The organism is Aquabacterium sp., assembly GCF_014378415.1.
Taxonomy (GTDB): domain Bacteria; phylum Pseudomonadota; class Gammaproteobacteria; order Burkholderiales; family Burkholderiaceae_C; genus Aquabacterium.
Window position 1 is genome coordinate 14,582 of sequence record NZ_JACMNS010000155.1, and the last position, 17,420, is coordinate 32,001.

12 protein-coding genes are annotated in these 17,420 nt (G+C 63.1%); 5 read left to right on the forward strand and 7 right to left on the reverse strand.

Going from position 1 to position 17,420, the window contains the following annotated elements:
* Positions 1-8: 8 nt before the first annotated feature.
* The 3 genes from fumC (at position 9) to H7225_RS14045 (ending at position 2,795) form a co-directional block, all read left to right on the forward strand.
* Positions 9-1,400: a class II fumarate hydratase gene (gene fumC / locus H7225_RS14035; protein ID WP_290662853.1), complete on the forward strand. Its 1,392-nt coding sequence runs from the start codon at positions 9-11 to the stop codon at positions 1,398-1,400.
* A gap of 72 nt (positions 1,401-1,472) precedes the next feature.
* Complete coding sequence (locus H7225_RS14040; protein WP_290662855.1) at positions 1,473-2,426, forward strand: DUF808 domain-containing protein; 954 nt, start codon at positions 1,473-1,475, stop codon at positions 2,424-2,426.
* 30 nt (positions 2,427-2,456) lie between these two features.
* Positions 2,457-2,795 (forward strand): hypothetical protein, encoded by a 339-nt coding sequence (locus H7225_RS14045; protein ID WP_290662857.1) that lies wholly within the window; start codon positions 2,457-2,459, stop codon positions 2,793-2,795.
* Between the two features lie 28 nt (positions 2,796-2,823).
* On the opposite strand, the gene H7225_RS14050 is transcribed toward H7225_RS14045, so the two are convergent.
* From H7225_RS14050 to H7225_RS14070, 5 genes are all read right to left on the reverse strand, one after another.
* Positions 2,824-3,759, reverse strand: a complete 936-nt coding sequence (locus H7225_RS14050) for a 3'-5' exonuclease (RefSeq protein WP_290662859.1) — start codon at positions 3,757-3,759, stop codon at positions 2,824-2,826.
* Positions 3,760-3,762: 3 nt separating this feature from the next.
* A complete protein-coding gene (gene yfbR, locus H7225_RS14055; RefSeq protein ID WP_290662861.1) occupies positions 3,763-4,356 on the reverse strand; it encodes a 5'-deoxynucleotidase in 594 nt (197 codons plus the stop codon).
* Positions 4,357-4,454: 98 nt separating this feature from the next.
* A complete protein-coding gene (locus H7225_RS14060; protein WP_290662863.1) occupies positions 4,455-8,639 on the reverse strand; it encodes a translocation/assembly module TamB domain-containing protein in 4,185 nt (1,394 codons plus the stop codon).
* 26 nt (positions 8,640-8,665) lie between these two features.
* On the reverse strand, positions 8,666-10,522 hold the full coding sequence (locus H7225_RS14065) for a BamA/TamA family outer membrane protein (protein ID WP_290662865.1): 1,857 nt from the start codon (positions 10,520-10,522) through the stop codon (positions 8,666-8,668).
* Positions 10,523-10,563: 41 nt separating this feature from the next.
* Positions 10,564-11,736 (reverse strand): VWA domain-containing protein, encoded by a 1,173-nt coding sequence (locus H7225_RS14070; RefSeq protein ID WP_290662867.1) that lies wholly within the window; start codon positions 11,734-11,736, stop codon positions 10,564-10,566.
* Between the two features lie 126 nt (positions 11,737-11,862).
* On the opposite strand from H7225_RS14070, the gene H7225_RS14075 reads away from it, so the two are divergent.
* Positions 11,863-13,044, forward strand: coding sequence for a diguanylate cyclase (locus H7225_RS14075; RefSeq protein ID WP_290662869.1), 1,182 nt, complete (start codon positions 11,863-11,865; stop codon positions 13,042-13,044).
* Positions 13,045-13,063: 19 nt separating this feature from the next.
* Here H7225_RS14075 and H7225_RS14080 read toward each other — a convergent pair whose 3' ends face one another.
* Positions 13,064-13,906, reverse strand: coding sequence for a MoxR family ATPase (locus H7225_RS14080; RefSeq protein WP_290662871.1), 843 nt, complete (start codon positions 13,904-13,906; stop codon positions 13,064-13,066).
* Between the two features lie 103 nt (positions 13,907-14,009).
* Here H7225_RS14080 and H7225_RS14085 point away from each other — a divergent pair, with 103 nt between their 5' ends.
* Entirely contained in the window at positions 14,010-14,678 is a 669-nt protein-coding gene (locus tag H7225_RS14085; RefSeq protein WP_290662873.1) for a c-type cytochrome, read from the forward strand.
* A gap of 92 nt (positions 14,679-14,770) precedes the next feature.
* Here the strand turns inward: H7225_RS14085 and H7225_RS14090 are convergent.
* A partial coding sequence (locus tag H7225_RS14090) for a type I secretion C-terminal target domain-containing protein (RefSeq protein WP_290662875.1) occupies positions 14,771-17,420 on the reverse strand: 2,650 nt, incomplete at its 5' end.

Sequence of the window (17,420 nt, forward strand, 5' to 3'; positions counted from 1 at the left end):
AGACCCGCATGACCGCCACCCGCACCGAGACCGACAGCTTCGGGCCCATCGATGTGCCCGCAGAAGCCCTGTGGGCCGCCCAGACCGCCCGCAGCCTGCACTTTTTCGCCATCGGCGAGCAACGCATGCCCCTGCCCCTGATCCATGCCCTGGCGTGGATCAAATGGGCGGCCGCGCACGTCAACCAAGACCTGGGCCTGCTGGACTCCGGCAAAGCGCAGGCCATTGCCAGCGCGGCGCAACAAGTGGCCCTGGGCCAGTTCGATGCCGAGTTTCCGCTCTCGGTGTGGCAGACCGGCTCGGGCACGCAAAGCAACATGAACGCCAACGAGGTGATCGCCAACCTGGCCTCGCAGGCTTTGGGCGGCAGCCTGGGGGGCCAGCGCCTGGTGCACCCCAACGATGACGTGAACCTGGGCCAGTCGTCCAACGATGTGTTCCCTACCGCCATGCACGTGGCCGTGGCACAGGAAGCGCAAACACGCCTGCTGCCCGCTTTGCAGCGCCTGCGCAGCGTGGTGGCAGAGAAGGCCAGCGCCTATGCCGACGTGGTCAAGATTGGCCGCACCCATTGGCAAGATGCCACGCCCGTGACCCTGGGCCAGGAGTTTGGCGGCTACCAGGCGCAGCTGGCCTTGTGCGACAACGCCATCGCCCACGCGCTGCAGGCCGTGCACGCGCTGGCCATTGGCGGCACCGCCGTGGGCACCGGCTTGAACACGCACCCGGAGTTTGGTACCCGCGTGGCCGCCTTGTTGGGCCAGCACCTGCAACTGCCTTTGCACCAGGCCGACAACCTGTTTGCCGCCATGGCCGGGCACGAGGCCCTGGTGGCTTTTCACGGCAGCCTGCGCATGCTGGCCGTGGCCTTGACCAAAGTGGCCAACGACATCCGCCTGATGGCCAGCGGCCCGCGCGCTGGCCTGGGCGAACTGCACCTGCCCGAGAACGAACCCGGCAGCTCCATCATGCCCGGCAAGGTCAACCCGACTCAGGTTGAAGCCATGACCATGGTGTGCGCCCAGGTCATGGGCCACGACGTGGCCATCGGCTTTGCCGCCAGCCAGGGTCACTTCGAACTCAATGTTTACAAGCCCCTGATCGCGCTGAACACCCTGGACAGCGTGCGCCTGCTGTCCGACGCCATGAACAGCTTTGCCCAGCACTGCGTCAAGGGCATCACCGTGAACCATGCGCGCGTGGATGAGTTGCTGCAACGCTCGCTGATGCTGGTCACCGCGCTGGCACCGCACATTGGCTATGACAAGGCCTCGGCCGTGGCCAAGCATGCGCAAAAGAACGGCACCTCGCTGCGCGAAGCCGCGCTGGCCCTGAACGCCGTCACGGGTGAAGAGTTCGACCGCTGGGTCGACCCCAGGCAGATGCTGGGACCACACTGAAGACCTGCCATTGAAGTCCGATAGGATGGGCGTTTCGGGACACCTCCCGCTTTTCATTCCAGGATTCAACCCATGGCCGGCAGCAGCCTACTCGCCCTCATTGACGACATTGCCACCATCCTTGACGACGTGGCCCTGCTGACCAAAGTAGCTGCCAAGAAAACCACCGGCGTGCTGGGCGATGATCTGGCCTTGAACGCCCAGCAGGTGTCCGGTGTGCAGGCCGAGCGCGAGTTGCCCGTGGTCTGGGCGGTGGCAAAAGGATCAGCCCGCAACAAGGCCATCCTGGTGCCCGCCGCACTGGCCATCAGCGCCTTCGCGCCTTGGGCGGTCACGCCCTTGCTGATGATCGGCGGCCTCTTCCTGTGCTTCGAGGGCTTTGAAAAAGTGGCTCACAAGCTGATGCACAGCCACGATGAGGACGAAGCCCACCACCAGGAGCTGGTTGACGCCTTGGCCAACCCGGCCGTCGACCTGGTCGCGTATGAAAAAGACAAGATCTCGGGCGCCATCCGCACCGACTTCATCCTGTCGGCCGAGATCATCGCCATCACGTTGGGCACGGTGGCCGACGCCGCCTTCACCACGCAGCTAACCGTGCTGGTCGGCATCGCCATCATCATGACGATCGGTGTCTATGGTTTGGTGGCCGGCATCGTCAAGCTGGACGACGGTGGCCTTTACCTGGCGCGAACCGCAGGGCCCGGCGCGCTCGGTCGGCTTCAAAAACGCGTGGGTGAGGTGATCGTGAATGCGGCCCCGCATTTGATGCGCCTGCTCACCATCGCCGGCACCATCGCCATGTTCCTGGTGGGTGGAGGCATCCTGACCCACGGCATCCCGCCCGCGCACGATTGGATCCACCACCTGGCTGAAAGCGCGGGGGGCCTCTCAGGCGTCGGCCCCGTGCTCAAGGTGCTTACCCCAACCCTGGTGGATGCCATTGTGGGCATTGTTGCCGGAGGCTTGACTTTGGTGGCGGTGACTTTGTTCCAACGCATCAAAGGTGGCGCCAAGCCTGCCTAAAATCGGACATCGACAACCACCACATTGTTCATGAACCGCATTTGCATTTTTCTGGCCGTGGTCCTGAGTCTTTCTGCCGCTGCCTGCACCAGCCTGGAGCCCGATGTGGAGATGGTCCCGGTCACAGGTTATGACTTGGTCGACAAGAGCAAAATCGATCCCGTCATTTATGACAAGGACTACGCAGAGTGCGCCGCCATCGCCAACCAAGACATCACCAGCGTGAGCAAAACGGCCAGCAGGGCCATGGGCACTGCCGCTGACCGGGTGTCGATGGGCATCATCGGCCGCAGAGCCGTCAATGATGCAGACCGAATGAGCGTGCTCAAGCGCTGCCTGACGGGCCGGGGCTACAACATCCTGCGCTGACGGAAGAAGCCCCGGGCCGGGCTGTGGCTCACAGATCCCGCGTCTGGAGCAGCCCTGCGCGTGGCGCAAAACGATCGAGGGCGGTGAGTTGCTCGACCTCGATGCGCGCAGCACGTCGGCCATAGACCGAGGCCTTCAGCCAGGTGCATTCAGCCTCCAGTAGATCTGCATCGTTCGCGCTGGTGTGCCAGACCTTGCGCTCGGCATCCCAACGGTAACCACGCGCTTTCAAGGCGTCTTTCGAGTCAAAGGGCGAACCCGTGGCCATCACCTTGTAGGTGGTGGTCTGGCCGGCCTTCAGTAAAGCTTTCAAACCAGAGTGGCCTGACTTGGGCAAGGGCTGGCTCAGCACAGCCAGCAAGGCGTGGCAATCCATCTCGGCTCGGTGGGCGTCATAAAACAAGCCCAGCTCGGCCGCCAAAAACTCCAGCTTGGCGGAACCACGGCCCTCTTCGCTCCAGTCGATTTCGGCCAGCGAACAAGCCCACGGCAGTTCTGCAAACGCAGGCAGGCGCCCCTCCACGAAGGCGCGGTCAAAACGAGCGTTGTGCGCGATGACCAGCGACACGCCTTCCAGCAAGGCGGCAATGCGCGCCTCGTTCAGGCGCTGGCCACTGACCATCGCATCGGTGATGCCGGTGACGCGCAAGGCGGCCTCGGGGATGGGCATGCCGGGGTCTTCCAGTTCGTCGTAGACCTCCAGCACTCGGATGGGCAGGCCGGCCTCCAGGTCCACCTCGACCAGCAGCAGGGCCAATTCGATGATCTTGTCCTTGCGCCAGTCCAGGCCGGTGGTTTCGGTGTCCAGGATCAGCATCTTGGCCTTGGCGCCGGCGGCCTTGTGGCCGAAGGTTTTGCGCGGTACCAGGCGGCGCAAAACGCGGTAGTCGGGGTGTGCTTCCAGCACCTTGGCCAGGGCTTCGGGCGTGTCGAAAGAGGGATCAAGCAAAGCGGTGTCGTTCATGGGTCAGTCGCCACGCATCAATGAGTCGAGCGTGAGCTCAAAGGCCGGACCGAATTGGTCCAGAAAGTAACGCACCTCGGGGATCATGTGCTGGTCGATCTTGCCTTTGATTTGCTGGGCGGCCTGCTCGAACTCGGTGTTGCCGTAGCGCAATTCAGCCCGGCACTTCAGCCACGCCGCGAGGCGGTCAGCGGCCTTGACCAGTTGGGCATGATCGTCAGGCCATTGCTCGTGGTCCAACACCTCGCGCAGCGCGGGTTGGATGGCGGGTGGCAGCAGGGCCAGCATTTCCTGGCTGACTTCGTGCTCGAGGTAGGCGGTGGCTTGGCGCATGGCCGGTGAATACTTGACCGGGGTCGGCAGGTCGCCCGTGATGGCTTCGGTGGCGTCGTGGAACAAGGCGCGCGTGGCCACCGCGTTGGGGTCAATCGGCACGCCCAGCACATCGCGGCGGATCACCGCCAAGGCATGGGCTAACACGGCCACTTCCCAGCTGTGTTGGGCCACATCTTCTTCAACGGCATTGCGCATCAAGCCCCAGCGCTTGATGAAGCGCAGGCGGGCCAGGTGGGCGTAAAAGGGGCTGGTGATCGACATGCTGGGAATATATCGCCAATGTCCTGGCCCGCCTTTGCGGCAAACCAAGGCCATGAGCATCGACTGGGAAAAATGGATCCTCGGGCTAGGCTCGATCGTCAATCAAATCGCCATGACCAGATCAAGTCCAGCGCGTTGTCCCGCCCCGCCTGCGCCCGCACAGTAAAGCGCTGGGCCAGGCGGTAAATCAACTGCCAGTTGCCCGCCGTTTCGTTCAAGCTGCGCTCGTAGCCCAGGTACCATTTGCGCGAGATCTGCTTGCCCACGTTGACCACGGTCTCACGCGCATCGCCATTCTCAGTTTGGCGCACCGACAACTCGTCCAGCCCAATGGCGCCCAGCACCGAATCCTTGGGCGTGCCGCCCTCGCCAGCCAGCAAGGCCGACGCGGCGGTCTGCAGCAAGCCGATGTCAGCCCCGCCCAAACCAGCTGGGCCACGGCCCAATATCAGCCAAGACAGCTTCTCGGTCTCGGACATGGTCGGATCGGAATACAAGCGCACGCGCGGGTCTTGGGCCGTCCCGGTGATGGTGACCCCTACCTTCACGTCCGACGCCGCAGCAGCGAGTGATTCAGCCCGCATGGCCTGGATGTCCAGGCGTGGGTTGTCGATGGGGCCAGTGAACGCGATCGAACCCCGCTCGATCACCAGGTTCTGCGCATACGCCACGTAAGAGCCCGATTCCGTCCTGACCGTGCCATGCATCGCCATCCGGCCGTTGGGTGTGGTCAAGGTCAGCTTGCCCACCAACAGTGTGTTCAAGCCCCGGCCCTTCAGGCGCAGTTTGGATCCCAAGTCCACCTCGATGTTCGCCTGCACCTTGCGCTTGGGCGACACAAGGCCCGCGTCTGCGCCTGGCTCGCCATTGGCCGCCACATCGCCGGGCCGGTTGATGACATTGACGTCGTCGCCAATGGTCGGGGCATCTGCCTTGCTGATGTCGATCAATCCCTCATCGACCAGGAAGCGGCCATCGGCCTTGATGTCTTCCGCGCCCAAGACCAGCTTGCCTTGCCCGCTGACGAGCAAACGGCGATCCACCCGCTGCAGCAAGGCAAAGTGATCAAGCGCCAGATTCAGATTCGCTTGGGGCTGGGCGCCCAACATGGCATCACCGTCCAGGCTGATGGTGCCGCCATGCTCACCGCCTTTGGCCTTGAACTGCGTCAGGCGCGCCTGGTCACCTTGCAGGCTCAACTGCAAAACGCCATCAGACAAATTGACGCCCATCAAGGCCTGACTGGCGCCCAGGTTCTGCCCATTCACCTCGCCCTTGTACAAAGGGGCACCCAAGGTACCGGACAACACCGTATTGGCTTGCACCTGCCCCGACAAGCGCCAGCCCGGTGGTGCCCAAACACCCCAGGGGCGCAGGTTGTCGATCTTAACGTTCAGGGTGCCCGACAAGCTGTCGTTGGCCGATGGCAGGCTGTCTCGCGATGGGGTGCGCACGGTTTGCTGACCGCTCACCAAGCCCACCACCCGGCCGTCAAATTGCTCGGACATGGTCCAGACACCCTCGCGGGCCTTCAGCTCCAATCGGGCTTGCTTGATGCCCAGGGTTTGGAGCAGGTTGCCTTCAATGGCGGTTTCGGCCAGGCTCAAGTCACCATCGCGCCTGGCCAGGAAGCCATCGACCTGCCAGGGCTGCTCGGGGCTGTGCTGCATGCGCAGCTGGCCCACCACCGTCAAATCACCGCCCCAGCCGGCCTGTGGCTGCCAGCGCGCCAATACTTCGGCCAGCTTGATGGGCTCTAGGTCAATGCTGACCTTGGTCTGCCCGCCTGTCACGCCAGCTTGGCGGGGCTCGCGCCAACTCAACTCCTGGATTTTCAAACCGGCCCCCATCAACGAGACCAGGGTGGGGCTGACCACCAGGCGGCGGTCGTCCTGGGTTGAAGACCACTGCACCTCGACCGCTTGAGCCGACAGCAAAGGCCGTGGCGCGGGCTCGATGGTGACCACGCTCAGTTTTTGCACCTGGCCTTTCCAGCCGCGGAAGGATTCCAGCACACCTCCGGCCACCGACAAGTCCAGGTGCACACGGGGAACCGCCTCGGGCTGCTTGGATTTTTCCTGGCGCACAGGCAGGTGCACATCGCCTTGCGCCACCAGGCGGTGGGACTGGGCACTGCCGTCCAGGGCGGCTGTGACCTGCTCCAAGGTGGTGCCACCCAACTTAGCCTGGCGAATGGTCAAGCGCCCCTCGGACTGCGCTGACATGTTCCCGGTGTTGACCCGCCAGCGGCCTTCGGCCTGCTCCAGCGAGTACAGCGTTCCGCCCGCATCCTTGGCCTGCAGGCCAGTCAGGTCCAAGTGCCCCTGCGTGGACAAGGCAGGCCAGACGCCCTCCACCGTGACATCTCCCTGGGCCATGCCCTGCAGATCGCGCCAGCCCCACCATTGGGCCAGGGGCTGCAAAGCCTGGATGGCCGGTGCCTGCAGTTGAAGCTGCCCACGCCCAGGTCGGTTGGCGGCCCACTGCACGCCATCTTGCGCCGATCGGCTCACGGGCACCACACCCGTCACCCCCACCTGGTTGCCCGCCACGTTCAGGTCGGCCTTGAAGCTCATGTCAGGCTGGCCCGTGGGCGCCTTCCAGCTCAAGAGGCCACTCAAAGGGATGCCGGCCAACTGGCTGGGGTCCAGGCGCCCCGCCATCTCGCCCTGGCCCAAAGCATCGGCCTCGAACTGGACGCGGCCTTGCAGCCGGTTGGCGCCAGTGGCCTTGTCCGGCCAAGGCATCCACCACTGCGGGTCGAAGTTGGACAAATCAAGCTGCCCCTTGGCCCGCCATGGCGCCTCTCCTGCCTGACTGGCCTGACCGGTCAATTTGGCCAGTGAAGTGCCCGAGCTCAGGCTCAGGCTTTTGACATCGATCAGGGCTGGCGACCAATGCCCTGCCAGGTTCAACGCCACCGGATGGGTCGGCTTCCCCGGGCCTTGGCGATACTGCCCCTTCAATTCGGCCAGCACGGCCCAGCGCTCCCAGGCCTGGCCCTCGGCGGGTGCCGACTGAACATTGACACGGCCCTGCAGTTGCAACGGCGGCGAGCGCCCGTCCAGCGCCTGGGGCTCCAAACCCTGGATGTCGGCCTGCAAATGCGTTTTTTGCGGTGTGACCAAGTCCCAGGTGCCATTGACCAGCACCGTGCCAGGGCTCTGCCCGCCAGTCCGGGGCAGGGCCAACGTCAGCGCCAACTGGCCCGCCTGGCCCAAGCTGTTCAACTGCCCGGCCGAGGCCCCGGTGAGTGCGATCGGCAAAGCGGCCTGCCCCACCAAGCTCACCAAAGGCAAGCCCCGGGCATCCCAAGCGCCGGGCTTGGCATTGGTCAGCGCGATGTCCACCGCCAGATCAGGCGCGGCGCGCTTGGCGCTCAGCGGCGTGGGCTGCACCGACACCTTGCCGGACAAGGCCGTGTTGGGCAAAGCCGGCCACAGCATCGCCAGGTTCAGGCCATGGGCCTGCACGGCCAAGCTGGGCAAAGGCCAGGCGGCAAAGGGTGCCACCTCGCCCGACATGGTCAAGCTTTGCGCCGCCTCGGTGCCCTGGCCCAGCTGCACTTGCCCCTGGGCAAGCAAGCTGTGCAAAGGCCCCTTCAAACGCAACTGCGCCTCGCCGATGTCAATGCTGCCCGTGCCAGCAGCGGCATGCTCGGCATCCAGGCTCAGGTCAAGGTTCATCGCTTTTCGCGTGCCCAAAGCGGCCAGACCCTTCAACTGCCAGCCATGCACCAGCAGGCGGTTCAGCACCACCTGATGCTGATGCGCAGTGCCCACGGACTCTTGCAGGAAAACGCGGGCGGCCAGGTCCTGCAACACTTGGGGTTCGAGCAGATTGCTGCGAAACGCCCCCACGGTGACCGCCTTCAAGCGCACCGACACCGGCAGGTCAAAATCAGTGGGGGCAAGACTGGGCGTTTTGGACGGGGGCGAAGAAATCCAAAGTAAATCGACGCTGCGCGCTTGCAAGGCATCAATCGTCACCCCCACCTGCCCTGCCACCGAGCCATCATGGCGAAAGCTCACGCCTTGCCAGTGCGGCTCGACCAGCACCAGCCTCGATCCACGCGGCAGGCTGATCTCCACGCGCTGGGCACTGAAACCCGTCAGCAATCCGCCCTTGGGCTCTACCACCGTCACCCAAGGCAGCACCGACAGCAGCCGCGCCGTGGCGACTTCCTGGTGCAAAGCCCACCACAGTCCGCTCAGACTCAGCGCGATCAGCACCAGCAAAGTCATCACCAGCCAGAGTGGGCCAGCCCAAGCAGACAGCCACACGCGGGAGGACCAAGTGGCAGGTTGATTCAAAGCGTGATCCCCACGCTGAAGTGGATGCGAAAACTCTGGGTCTGTTCGCCATAAGCCAGGTCAATCTTCAAGGGCCCGACCGGGCTGCGCCAGCGAATCCCCGCGCCATAGCCTCGTTGCAGCTTGATGTCGGCGAACTGGTCGGCCACACCGCCAGCGTCAAAAAACACCGCCCCGAGGATGCTGGGGTATTTCTTGAGGAATGGGTGCGCCAGTTCGCCGCTCAGCGTCGTCATCGCCCGTCCACCCACCAGCGCGCCATCGCGGGCGACCCCGATCGACCGGTAGCCGTAGCCACGCACCGACTCGTCACCCCCCGCGCGGAACAACAATGGATCAGGGATGCTGATCGACTCGCTGGACAACATGCGACCACCTTCAATCCTGGTGGTGGCATCCCAGCCCCAGGGCAAAGGCTTGTACCAGGTCAGGCGGCCATACAGGCGGCTGAACGGACCAGAGCTCTCACGGGTGGCAAAGCTGTGGCCCAGGCCAACCGAAGTCAGGGCAGTGATGCCGGTGGTCGGCAAGGTCTGGCTGTCGACATCGCGCCAAGCGTATTGCAAGGTGCCGCTGATCGCCGATGCGTCGGACACCTGTTCACCCGCCTTTGATTTCACGCGGGCACTTTGGTATTCCACATAACGGGTCAGCTCCAGCCGTTCGCCTTCGCGCAACTGTCCGAAGCGCAAACGTTCGCTGGTGGTCACGGCGTCGGAGGTGTCGGTCTCTTTGGCCAATTGCCCCGACACCAACCAGCGCTTGCGCCCCGGCTGGGGGTGTGAAGTCAGGTCCACCTGAAGGCTGGAGTCGATCTTGGCCAACTGCAATTTGGTCTTGGCCTGCCAGTCCTGGTTCAGGATGTGGCGGTGCAGGTGCTCGACCGAAACGCGCGGGCCGGTGTCACTGCTCACACCAACGCCCACCGTGGCTTGCTGCAAAGACAGTTCATGCACCTGCACGGTCACCGGCGCCCCTTCCGCCCGGCTTTGATCCTGCTCCATGTTGATGAAGACGCTGTCGAACAGGTTGAGCTTCTGCACGCGCTCCTGAAAATCCAGCAAGGACTGCTCGCGGTAGACCTCGCCTTTGACAAAAGGGGCGAGGTTGAGGATCGCCGAGGCGGGCTGCACCTTCAAGCCTTCGATGTAGATCTCGCCAAAATGAAAAATGGGCCCGCTGTCGGCCACGACGAACAAGGCGGCCGTCCTGTTCTGGGCATCGACCGTGGCCGAGGTACCGCTCCAGGTGGCCAGGGGGTAGCCTTCGGCCCGCATCCGCGCCAGCATGCCGTTCTTGGCCGCTGACCAATTGGGCTGCGTGAAGATGGTGCCCGCCGACAAGGCCCATTCGGATTCCAGGTCGGCCACCAGCGCCTTGGCATGCCCCTCGTCCTTGGACAAGGCCGTGTCCAAGTCGCCTTCAAACACCATCTGCACGCGGCTCACCCGGGTTCGGGGGCCTGGCTGAACCACCAGCTTGATGAGCAGGGGTTGCCCTTCGACCTCGTCGGACACACTGGTGTGGATCTGAGCGGCGAAATAGCCCTGCGCTTCCAGCAGGCTGCGCGCCTGATCGGGCGCGGCCGCCACCAGGCGCCGCAACTCGTTGCGGCGAATGGCGACACCGGTGTTGTCACCCTCGGCCGTGGCCTCCTCGTGGTAACGCGCCAGGTCCAGGTAGTTGCTTAGCAGGGCGTCCAGGGCACCCGGCGCCTCGATGTCCAGCGTCCAGACCAGTGGCGCACGCCCCGCGGCCCGGGGCGCTTGAGCCACCGTTGCCGCCGCCGCACTGGCCGCTGCCTCGGGGGGCAGCAAGGCGGCGGTGTCCTGCGCCCAGGCCACAGACGACATCAGGCCCCAAGCGGCGCAAGTTAGAACCAGGACGCGACCAATCATTTGCTCAGCAACCGCATCGCGCCTTCCAGCCCTTGCAGGCTCAGAGGAAACATTCGGTTGCCCACCAGTTGCTGCATGATCGAAATGCTCTGACGGTAGCCCCACACACCGGCAGGTTCCGGGTTGATCCAGGCGTGGTGCGGAAAGGCGTGCGTGAGGCGCTGGATCCATTCGGCGCCAGCCTCTTCGTTGTTGTACTCAACGCTGCCGCCCGCCTGCAGGATCTCATAGGGGCTCATGGTGGCATCGCCCACGAAGATCAGCTTGTAGTCCTTGTTGTACTTGCGGATGATGTCCCAGGTGGGGATTTTTTCGGAAAACCGCCGGTGGTTGTCCTTCCACATGTAGTCGTAGATGCAGTTGTGGAAGTAATAAAACTCCAGGTGCTTAAACTCGCTCTTGGCGGCCGAGAACATCTCTTCGATCCGGTGGATGTGGTCGTCCATCGATCCGCCCACGTCCATCAACAGCAGCACTTTGACGGTGTTGTGCCGCTCGGGCACCATCTTGATGTCCAGCATGCCGGCATTGGCGGCGGTGGCCTGGATGGTGGCGTCCAGCGCGAACTCTTCGGCCGCGCCCTGGCGCGCGAACTTGCGCAGGCGCCGCAGGGCCACCTTGATGTTGCGCGTGTCCAGCTCGACCGTGTCGTCGTAATCCTTGAACTCACGCTTGTCCCAAACCTTGACTGCGCTGCGGTTACGGGATTTGTCTTGCCCGATGCGGATGCCTTCGGGGTTGTAGCCGTGCGCGCCGAAGGGCGAGGTACCGCCCGTGCCGATCCATTTGTTACCGCCTTCGTGGCGCTCTTTCTGTTCTTCGAACAGCTCTTTGAGGCGGTCCATGAGCTTGTCCCAGCCCATCGCTTCGATGGCGGCTTTGTCAGCCGCACTCAGTTCGCGCTCGAATCGCTTGCGCAGCCATTCGAGAGGTATTTCACGGGTCAGGTCGAATGAGGCGCTCGCACCCCTGAAATAGGTGGAAAAGGCCCGGTCAAATTTATCGAAGTGGGTCTCATTCTTTACAAGTGACATTCGCGCCAGGTGGTAGAACTCATCCACCGATGGCTCGATCACATCAAGCTTGATGGCCTCCAGCAAACTGAGGTACTCCGGAATGGTGACCGGCAGCCGAGCTGAACGCAACGCGAAGAAGAAGTCGATGAGCATATGAAGTCCTGCGAATTGCCACCTATTTTGGCCTGTAACTGGCGCCGTGCAGAGGCATGGCGTGTTTTAGCCCTTCAGGGTTGCCCCTGTAACCAGAACGGGATAGAGGCCCGTTAAGGTCTGATCATGGAAGTACGCCACCTGCTTTTGGCTTTTGTGCTGTTGACGCACGGCCTCACCACCTTGATGTGGTGGGCTGCGGGCACTTGGCTTGGCCTGTCACGCAAAGCCGCGATGCATTGGTTGGTGGCCAGCCTGTGCAATGGCCTGGCGCTGGCCTGCATGATGTTGACCGATGGGTGGCCAGAGACCGCCTTGGCGCTGCTGGCCTGCGTGCTGGTGGTGCATGGCGCCGTGTCAATGCGACGCGGCTTGCAAGCCTTCTTGAAATTGCGGCATACCGACGGATCCCACCTGATCCTGGGGTTGGGCGCCACCTTGTTTTGCCTGGGTTTGTGCCTGCCGATGGGCTGGCGGGTCGCCGGCGTCGTGGTCTGCAGCGCAGTCATCGGCTGGGTGATGCTGAGCACGGCTCGCGAATGCTTTGCCCCCCTGCGCACCGAGTTCCAGGTCGGCACGGCCTGGGTGCACTCGGCGCTGCTGACCAGCGTGGCCCTGATGTTTGCGGGGCTGGCCATGAGCGAGTTGCTGCCCGGTGTGGTCTGGCCCTGGCTGTTGGACAATGCCCAACAGGCCCAAGTGGGGATGGTGCTCACCAGCGTCACGGTGTCGATTTTGTCGGCCTTCGTCTTGGGGTACATCGTGGTAACCCGGTTGGTGCGGCGCCTGGAACACCTGTCCCACCACGACGCGCTGACCGGCCTGCTGAACCGCCGTGCCATCGAATATTTGCTGGACCGCGAGGCCCAGCGCCTGCACCGTTTTGGCGAGCCTTTCACCGTGCTGATGGTGGACATCGATCATTTCAAACGCATCAATGACCGGCTTGGCCACGCTGCCGGTGACGCGGTGCTCTGCGCGGTGTCGCAGGCCCTTCAGGCGCAAGCGCGCGAGGTGGACCGGGTGGCCCGGTTTGGCGGCGAAGAATTCTGCGTCCTGCTACCCCACACGCTGCACGATGGAGCCTTGCTGGCCGCCGAGCGCTTGCGCCACGCCATCAGCCAGATCAACATCCCCTGGGCCGACGAAACCATCACGGTCACCATCAGCACCGGGCTGGCCACCGCCAATGATTCGCTGGAAGCACTGGCCTCGTTGCTGCGCCGTGCAGACGATGCGCTGTACCAAGCCAAGGCCGAAGGCCGCAACAAGGTGGTCAGCGCGCCAGACCGCGTGGCCGCCGCCTGATCAGCACTGGCTGGATTGATCAGCGGTTGTTGCGGGCCATGGCCACCAGGCGCTCGAACAAGCTGAGGTCTTGCTCGTTCTTGAGCAAGGCGCCCACCAAAGGCGGCACGCTGGCCTTATCGTCCTTGCTTTGCAGCACTTCCAGCGGGATGTCTTCGGCCAACAGCAGCTTGAGCCAGTCAATCAACTCGGAGGTACTGGGCTTTTTCTTAAGGCCAGGCAGGTTGCGCACCTCGTAAAAATGGCGCATGGCCGACGCCAGCAAATCCTGCTTGATGCCCGGAAAATGCACGTCCACGATCTTCTTCATCGTGATCGCATCAGGGAAGCGGATGTAATGGAAGAAGCAGCGGCGCAGGAAAGCGTCGGGCAGGTCTTTCTCGTTGTTCGACGTGATGATGACCAGTGGCCGGTGCTTGGCCTTGACCAGCTGGCGCGTCTCGTACACGTAGAACACCATGCGGTCGATTTCACGCAGGAGGTCGTTCGGGAATTCGATGTCGGCCTTGTCGATTTCGTCGATCAGCAAGGCGACCCGCTGGTCGGCGTCGAACGCCTGCCACAACACACCCTTGATGATGTAGTTGTGGATGTCCTTGACCTTTTCTTCGCCCAACTGGCTGTCGCGCAGGCGGCTGACGGCGTCGTATTCGTAGAGGCCTTGCTGCGCCTTGGTGGTCGATTTGATGTGCCATTGCAACAGTGGCATGCCCAGCGCTTGCGCGACTTCTTCGGCCAGCATGGTCTTGCCGGTGCCGGGCTCGCCCTTGATCAGCAGAGGGCGCTGAAGCGTCAGCGCGGCGTTGACCGCCAGTTTGAGGTCGTCTGTTGCGACGTATTGGTCCGTGCCTTGAAACTTCATGTGATTGCTCAACCGGGTTGATCCTTCATTCGCAGTATAGGTCGCTCTCTATAATGATTCGATTCGTGTTTTTTCACCTGCCCGCATTTTCCCCGCCAGAACCATGAAAACACTGCCTTCCTTGATTTGTTCCCTGAGCCTTGCGATTGCAGGCCTGCTGACTGGGGCCGCGCATGCCCAGGAGACCAAGCCAGGTGATCCGGTCGCGGCGCAGAAGAAGGTGGCCATGTGCATTGGCTGCCACGGCATCGTGGGCTACCAGGCCAGCTTCCCTGAAGTGCACCGCGTGCCGATGATTTCGGGCCAGAGCGCCAAGTACATCGCCTCGGCCCTGAACGCCTACAAAAAGGGCGAGCGCAAGCACCCCACCATGCGCAGCATCGCAGCTTCCCTGACCGATCAGGACATCGCCGACATTTCGGTTTATTACGAAGGCAGTGGCAAGAATCTGCCCCCCCACGCTGGCAAGAGCGTAGCGCTCAATGCTGAAATTGACGCCCTGCTTAAAAAGGGCAACTGCGCCTCCTGCCATGGCGCTGGTTTGAACAAGCCAATTGACGTCTATCCCAAGCTGGCAGGCCAGTACGAAGACTATTTGTTCGTGGCCCTGAAGTCCTACCAAACGGACAGCAAAGGCCCGATTGGCCGCGGCAACCCGATCATGGTGGCCCAAGCCAAGATGTTCACCTTGCCCGAGCTGAAATTGCTGGCGCATTACATCGGTGGCCTGCCCAGCGACTTGAAGACGGTGCCACAAGCCAAGTTCCGCTGAACCGGGTTGGTCCCGCACAGCAAAAAGCCACGCTCATCAAGCGTGGCTTTTTTCATGGGGCCGCCATCACAGCGGCCCTGGCACTGCCCTGATCAGCCGTCAACCAACAACTTGTTCTGCTGCAGCAGTTTGACGATGATCTGATCGTCGGTGGCGTTGGCGGCCAGGCCCATGTCGGTGCGGATATTGACGCCCTCCAGGACGATGCGCTGCGTTTCCTGCCCAGCCGTGTAGGTGCCGTTGGTGAAACCACCGGTGGCACTGACGTGCACCACCGTCGTGCCCGCGGTCGACGTGTCGAAATCCAGGTAGTTGTGCAGGTTGCCGCTGCCGCCGGTGGTGTTCTCGCCTTGCAGCAGGTCGCGCAGGTCGAGCACATCGCCACCATCGGCCACGGGCGCGACGCTGAAGTCCTTGATGGTATCGACGGCACGGCCCGAGGTGGTGGCCACGCCAGGGTCGGCGAAGTGCCAGGCAAAGGTGTCGGAGCCCAGGCCACCGGTCAGGGCATCGCTGCCCGGACCACCGACGAGGATGTCGTTGCCATTGCCACCGTTAAGGGTGTCGTTGCCCAAACCACCGTTGAGGGTGTCCTGGCCATCACCGCCATTGAGGACGTCGTTCCCGGCATTGCCATAAAGGCGGTCATCGCCCAGGCCACCGTTCATGATGTCGTTGCCTTCGCGGCCCATCAGGATGTCTGCGCCTGAAGTGCCGTTGAAAGTGTCGATCGCGGTGGTGCCCGCTTGTACGTTGGTGGCTTCGACACGGATCGTCAAGGTCGATGAGGTGGTGTCGCCGTCGCCATCGGCCAGTGAATAGGTGAAGGTTTCGGTCAAACCGGCCACCCCCTGCCCGCCTGGTGCGGCATAGGTGTATTCGCCGGTGTCCATGTTCAAGGTCAGGCTGCCTACGCTGGTGGCCGCCGTGATCACCGGGTTGGCCGCATCGTAGGTGTACACACGGCCATCGATGGTGATGCTGTCCACGTGCGCGAAGCCATCGGCGCCACCGGGCAGGGACATGACGGAGCCCGCCGTGAACAGCTTGCCGACCGCAGCCTCCTTGACCGTGCCGGACAAGACCGCGTCCAACTGGCTGAGGTTGCTGACCACAGTCCCATTGAGGTTCTGACCCGCTTGGCCATCGTGGGCGATGGGGTTGAGGTAAGTGGCCGAAACACCAGCGCCCAGGCCAATGGCGTAGGACTTGATCTGGTTGTCGTTGAGGAACTTGACCCAATCGGCCTCTTCGGAGGTGTCGATGCCATCACCGAGGTTGGTGTTGGTCTGGCTGCCATTGTTGCTCTCAGGATTAGGGCGGTCGCTGGACAGCGTCGGGTTGCCGTCCGAGAAGAAGTAACCCACGTTCTGCGCACCTGCCAGCTTGCCGACCGCAGTGTTGAAGGCGGTTTCAGCCGCGCTCAAACCATAGTCGTAGTTGGTACCGCCGCTGGCCTTGATCAACGCCAGCAGGTCCTTGGCCGCGCTGACGGTGAGCCAGGTGCTGCCCAAGGCTTGCGCGGTGCCAGAGAAGGTCACCAGGCGCACGGCCACGTCACCGATTTGGTCGTATTTGTCCAGCAAGGTCTTGATGGACGCCACGGCCAGCTCCAGACGCGTTTGCGTGCCATTGATGACATCGTTCATGCTGCCGGACACGTCCAGCGTGATGAGCAGGTTGGTGTTGATGGTAACCACCGAATCGGTGACCTGGCCCAACACGCCGGGGGCGTCGTCTTGCACCTGGATGGTCAGGTTGCCTTGGCCCGTTTTGGCCCCATCGCTGGCGGTGATGCCAAAGCTCAGGTTCAAGACGTCTTCGCCCTGCGCACTGTGGTGAAGCGGCGCCAGCAACTGGGCGCTGTAGTTGCCCGCGTTGTCGATCGAGACGGTGAACACGGTGTTGGCACCAGCGGCGCTGCCATCTTTGCCGATCAATCCGCCGTTGCCATCGCTGGTCCAGACGACCGCTTGACCGTTGGCGGCAATCACAGGCTCGGTTGGCGCGGTCAAGGTCACTGACGTGATGGTCGAGTCTGCATCACTCATGGTGATCTTGCCGCTGACCGTGGCGCTGTCGGTGTTGTCGTTGTTGCCGTTGCTGTCCTTCAGGCCGCCAGGCAGGCCTTCTTCTGAAACGTAGCCGGTGGTGTTGCCGACCACCGGCGCATCGTTCACAGCAGTGAACTGCACGGTAGTCAGGGCGGTGTTGCTCAGGCTGCTGCCATCGGTGACAGTGACTTCGACCGTGCGGTCCGCCGTGGAGGGGTTTTTCGAGGTGCTGGAGAAACCGATGTCGCGGATGGCGGTCTGGTAGTCGGACAGGGACGCCGTGCCGCTCAGGGTGACGGTGCTGCCCACCACGGTGGCCGTGATGCCCGTGGACAATGCGTTGAGCACCGACAGCACATCACCGGCCTGGGCATTGGTGAGTGTGATGGTGGCGCCCGTCAGTTGGGTCGGGTGTGAGCTGGACAGGCTGATGTCCACATCCGACAAGCGGACGGGCGCGGCGCCTTCGGTGTAGCTGGTGACATAGCCCGTGCCTGTGACGCCACTGGAGTTGTCGGCGTCGAGGTCGAGCGCTGGTGGTGTCGTGTCGATCTTGGCGCTGTCGGTGCCTGGAGCACTGCTGTTGCCAGCGGTGTCCACGATGACAGCGGTCACCGCGATGGTGGCGCCTTCAGCGGCGGCCGTGAAGCTCGTTCTCACGAAGCCGTTGGCCTTGTCTTGCGCCGTC

Coding starts and splice junctions, on each gene's coding strand:
- fumC (WP_290662853.1), top strand. CDS start 9: ATGACCGCCACCCGCACCGAGACCGACAGCTTCGGGCCCATCGATGTG.
- H7225_RS14040 (WP_290662855.1), top strand. CDS start 1,473: ATGGCCGGCAGCAGCCTACTCGCCCTCATTGACGACATTGCCACCATC.
- H7225_RS14045 (WP_290662857.1), top strand. CDS start 2,457: ATGAACCGCATTTGCATTTTTCTGGCCGTGGTCCTGAGTCTTTCTGCC.
- H7225_RS14050 (WP_290662859.1), bottom strand. CDS start 3,759: ATGAACGACACCGCTTTGCTTGATCCCTCTTTCGACACGCCCGAAGCC.
- yfbR (WP_290662861.1), bottom strand. CDS start 4,356: ATGTCGATCACCAGCCCCTTTTACGCCCACCTGGCCCGCCTGCGCTTC.
- H7225_RS14065 (WP_290662865.1), bottom strand. CDS start 10,522: ATGTCGTCTGTGGCCTGGGCGCAGGACACCGCCGCCTTGCTGCCCCCC.
- H7225_RS14070 (WP_290662867.1), bottom strand. CDS start 11,736: ATGCTCATCGACTTCTTCTTCGCGTTGCGTTCAGCTCGGCTGCCGGTC.
- H7225_RS14075 (WP_290662869.1), top strand. CDS start 11,863: ATGGAAGTACGCCACCTGCTTTTGGCTTTTGTGCTGTTGACGCACGGC.
- H7225_RS14080 (WP_290662871.1), bottom strand. CDS start 13,906: ATGAAGTTTCAAGGCACGGACCAATACGTCGCAACAGACGACCTCAAA.
- H7225_RS14085 (WP_290662873.1), top strand. CDS start 14,010: ATGAAAACACTGCCTTCCTTGATTTGTTCCCTGAGCCTTGCGATTGCA.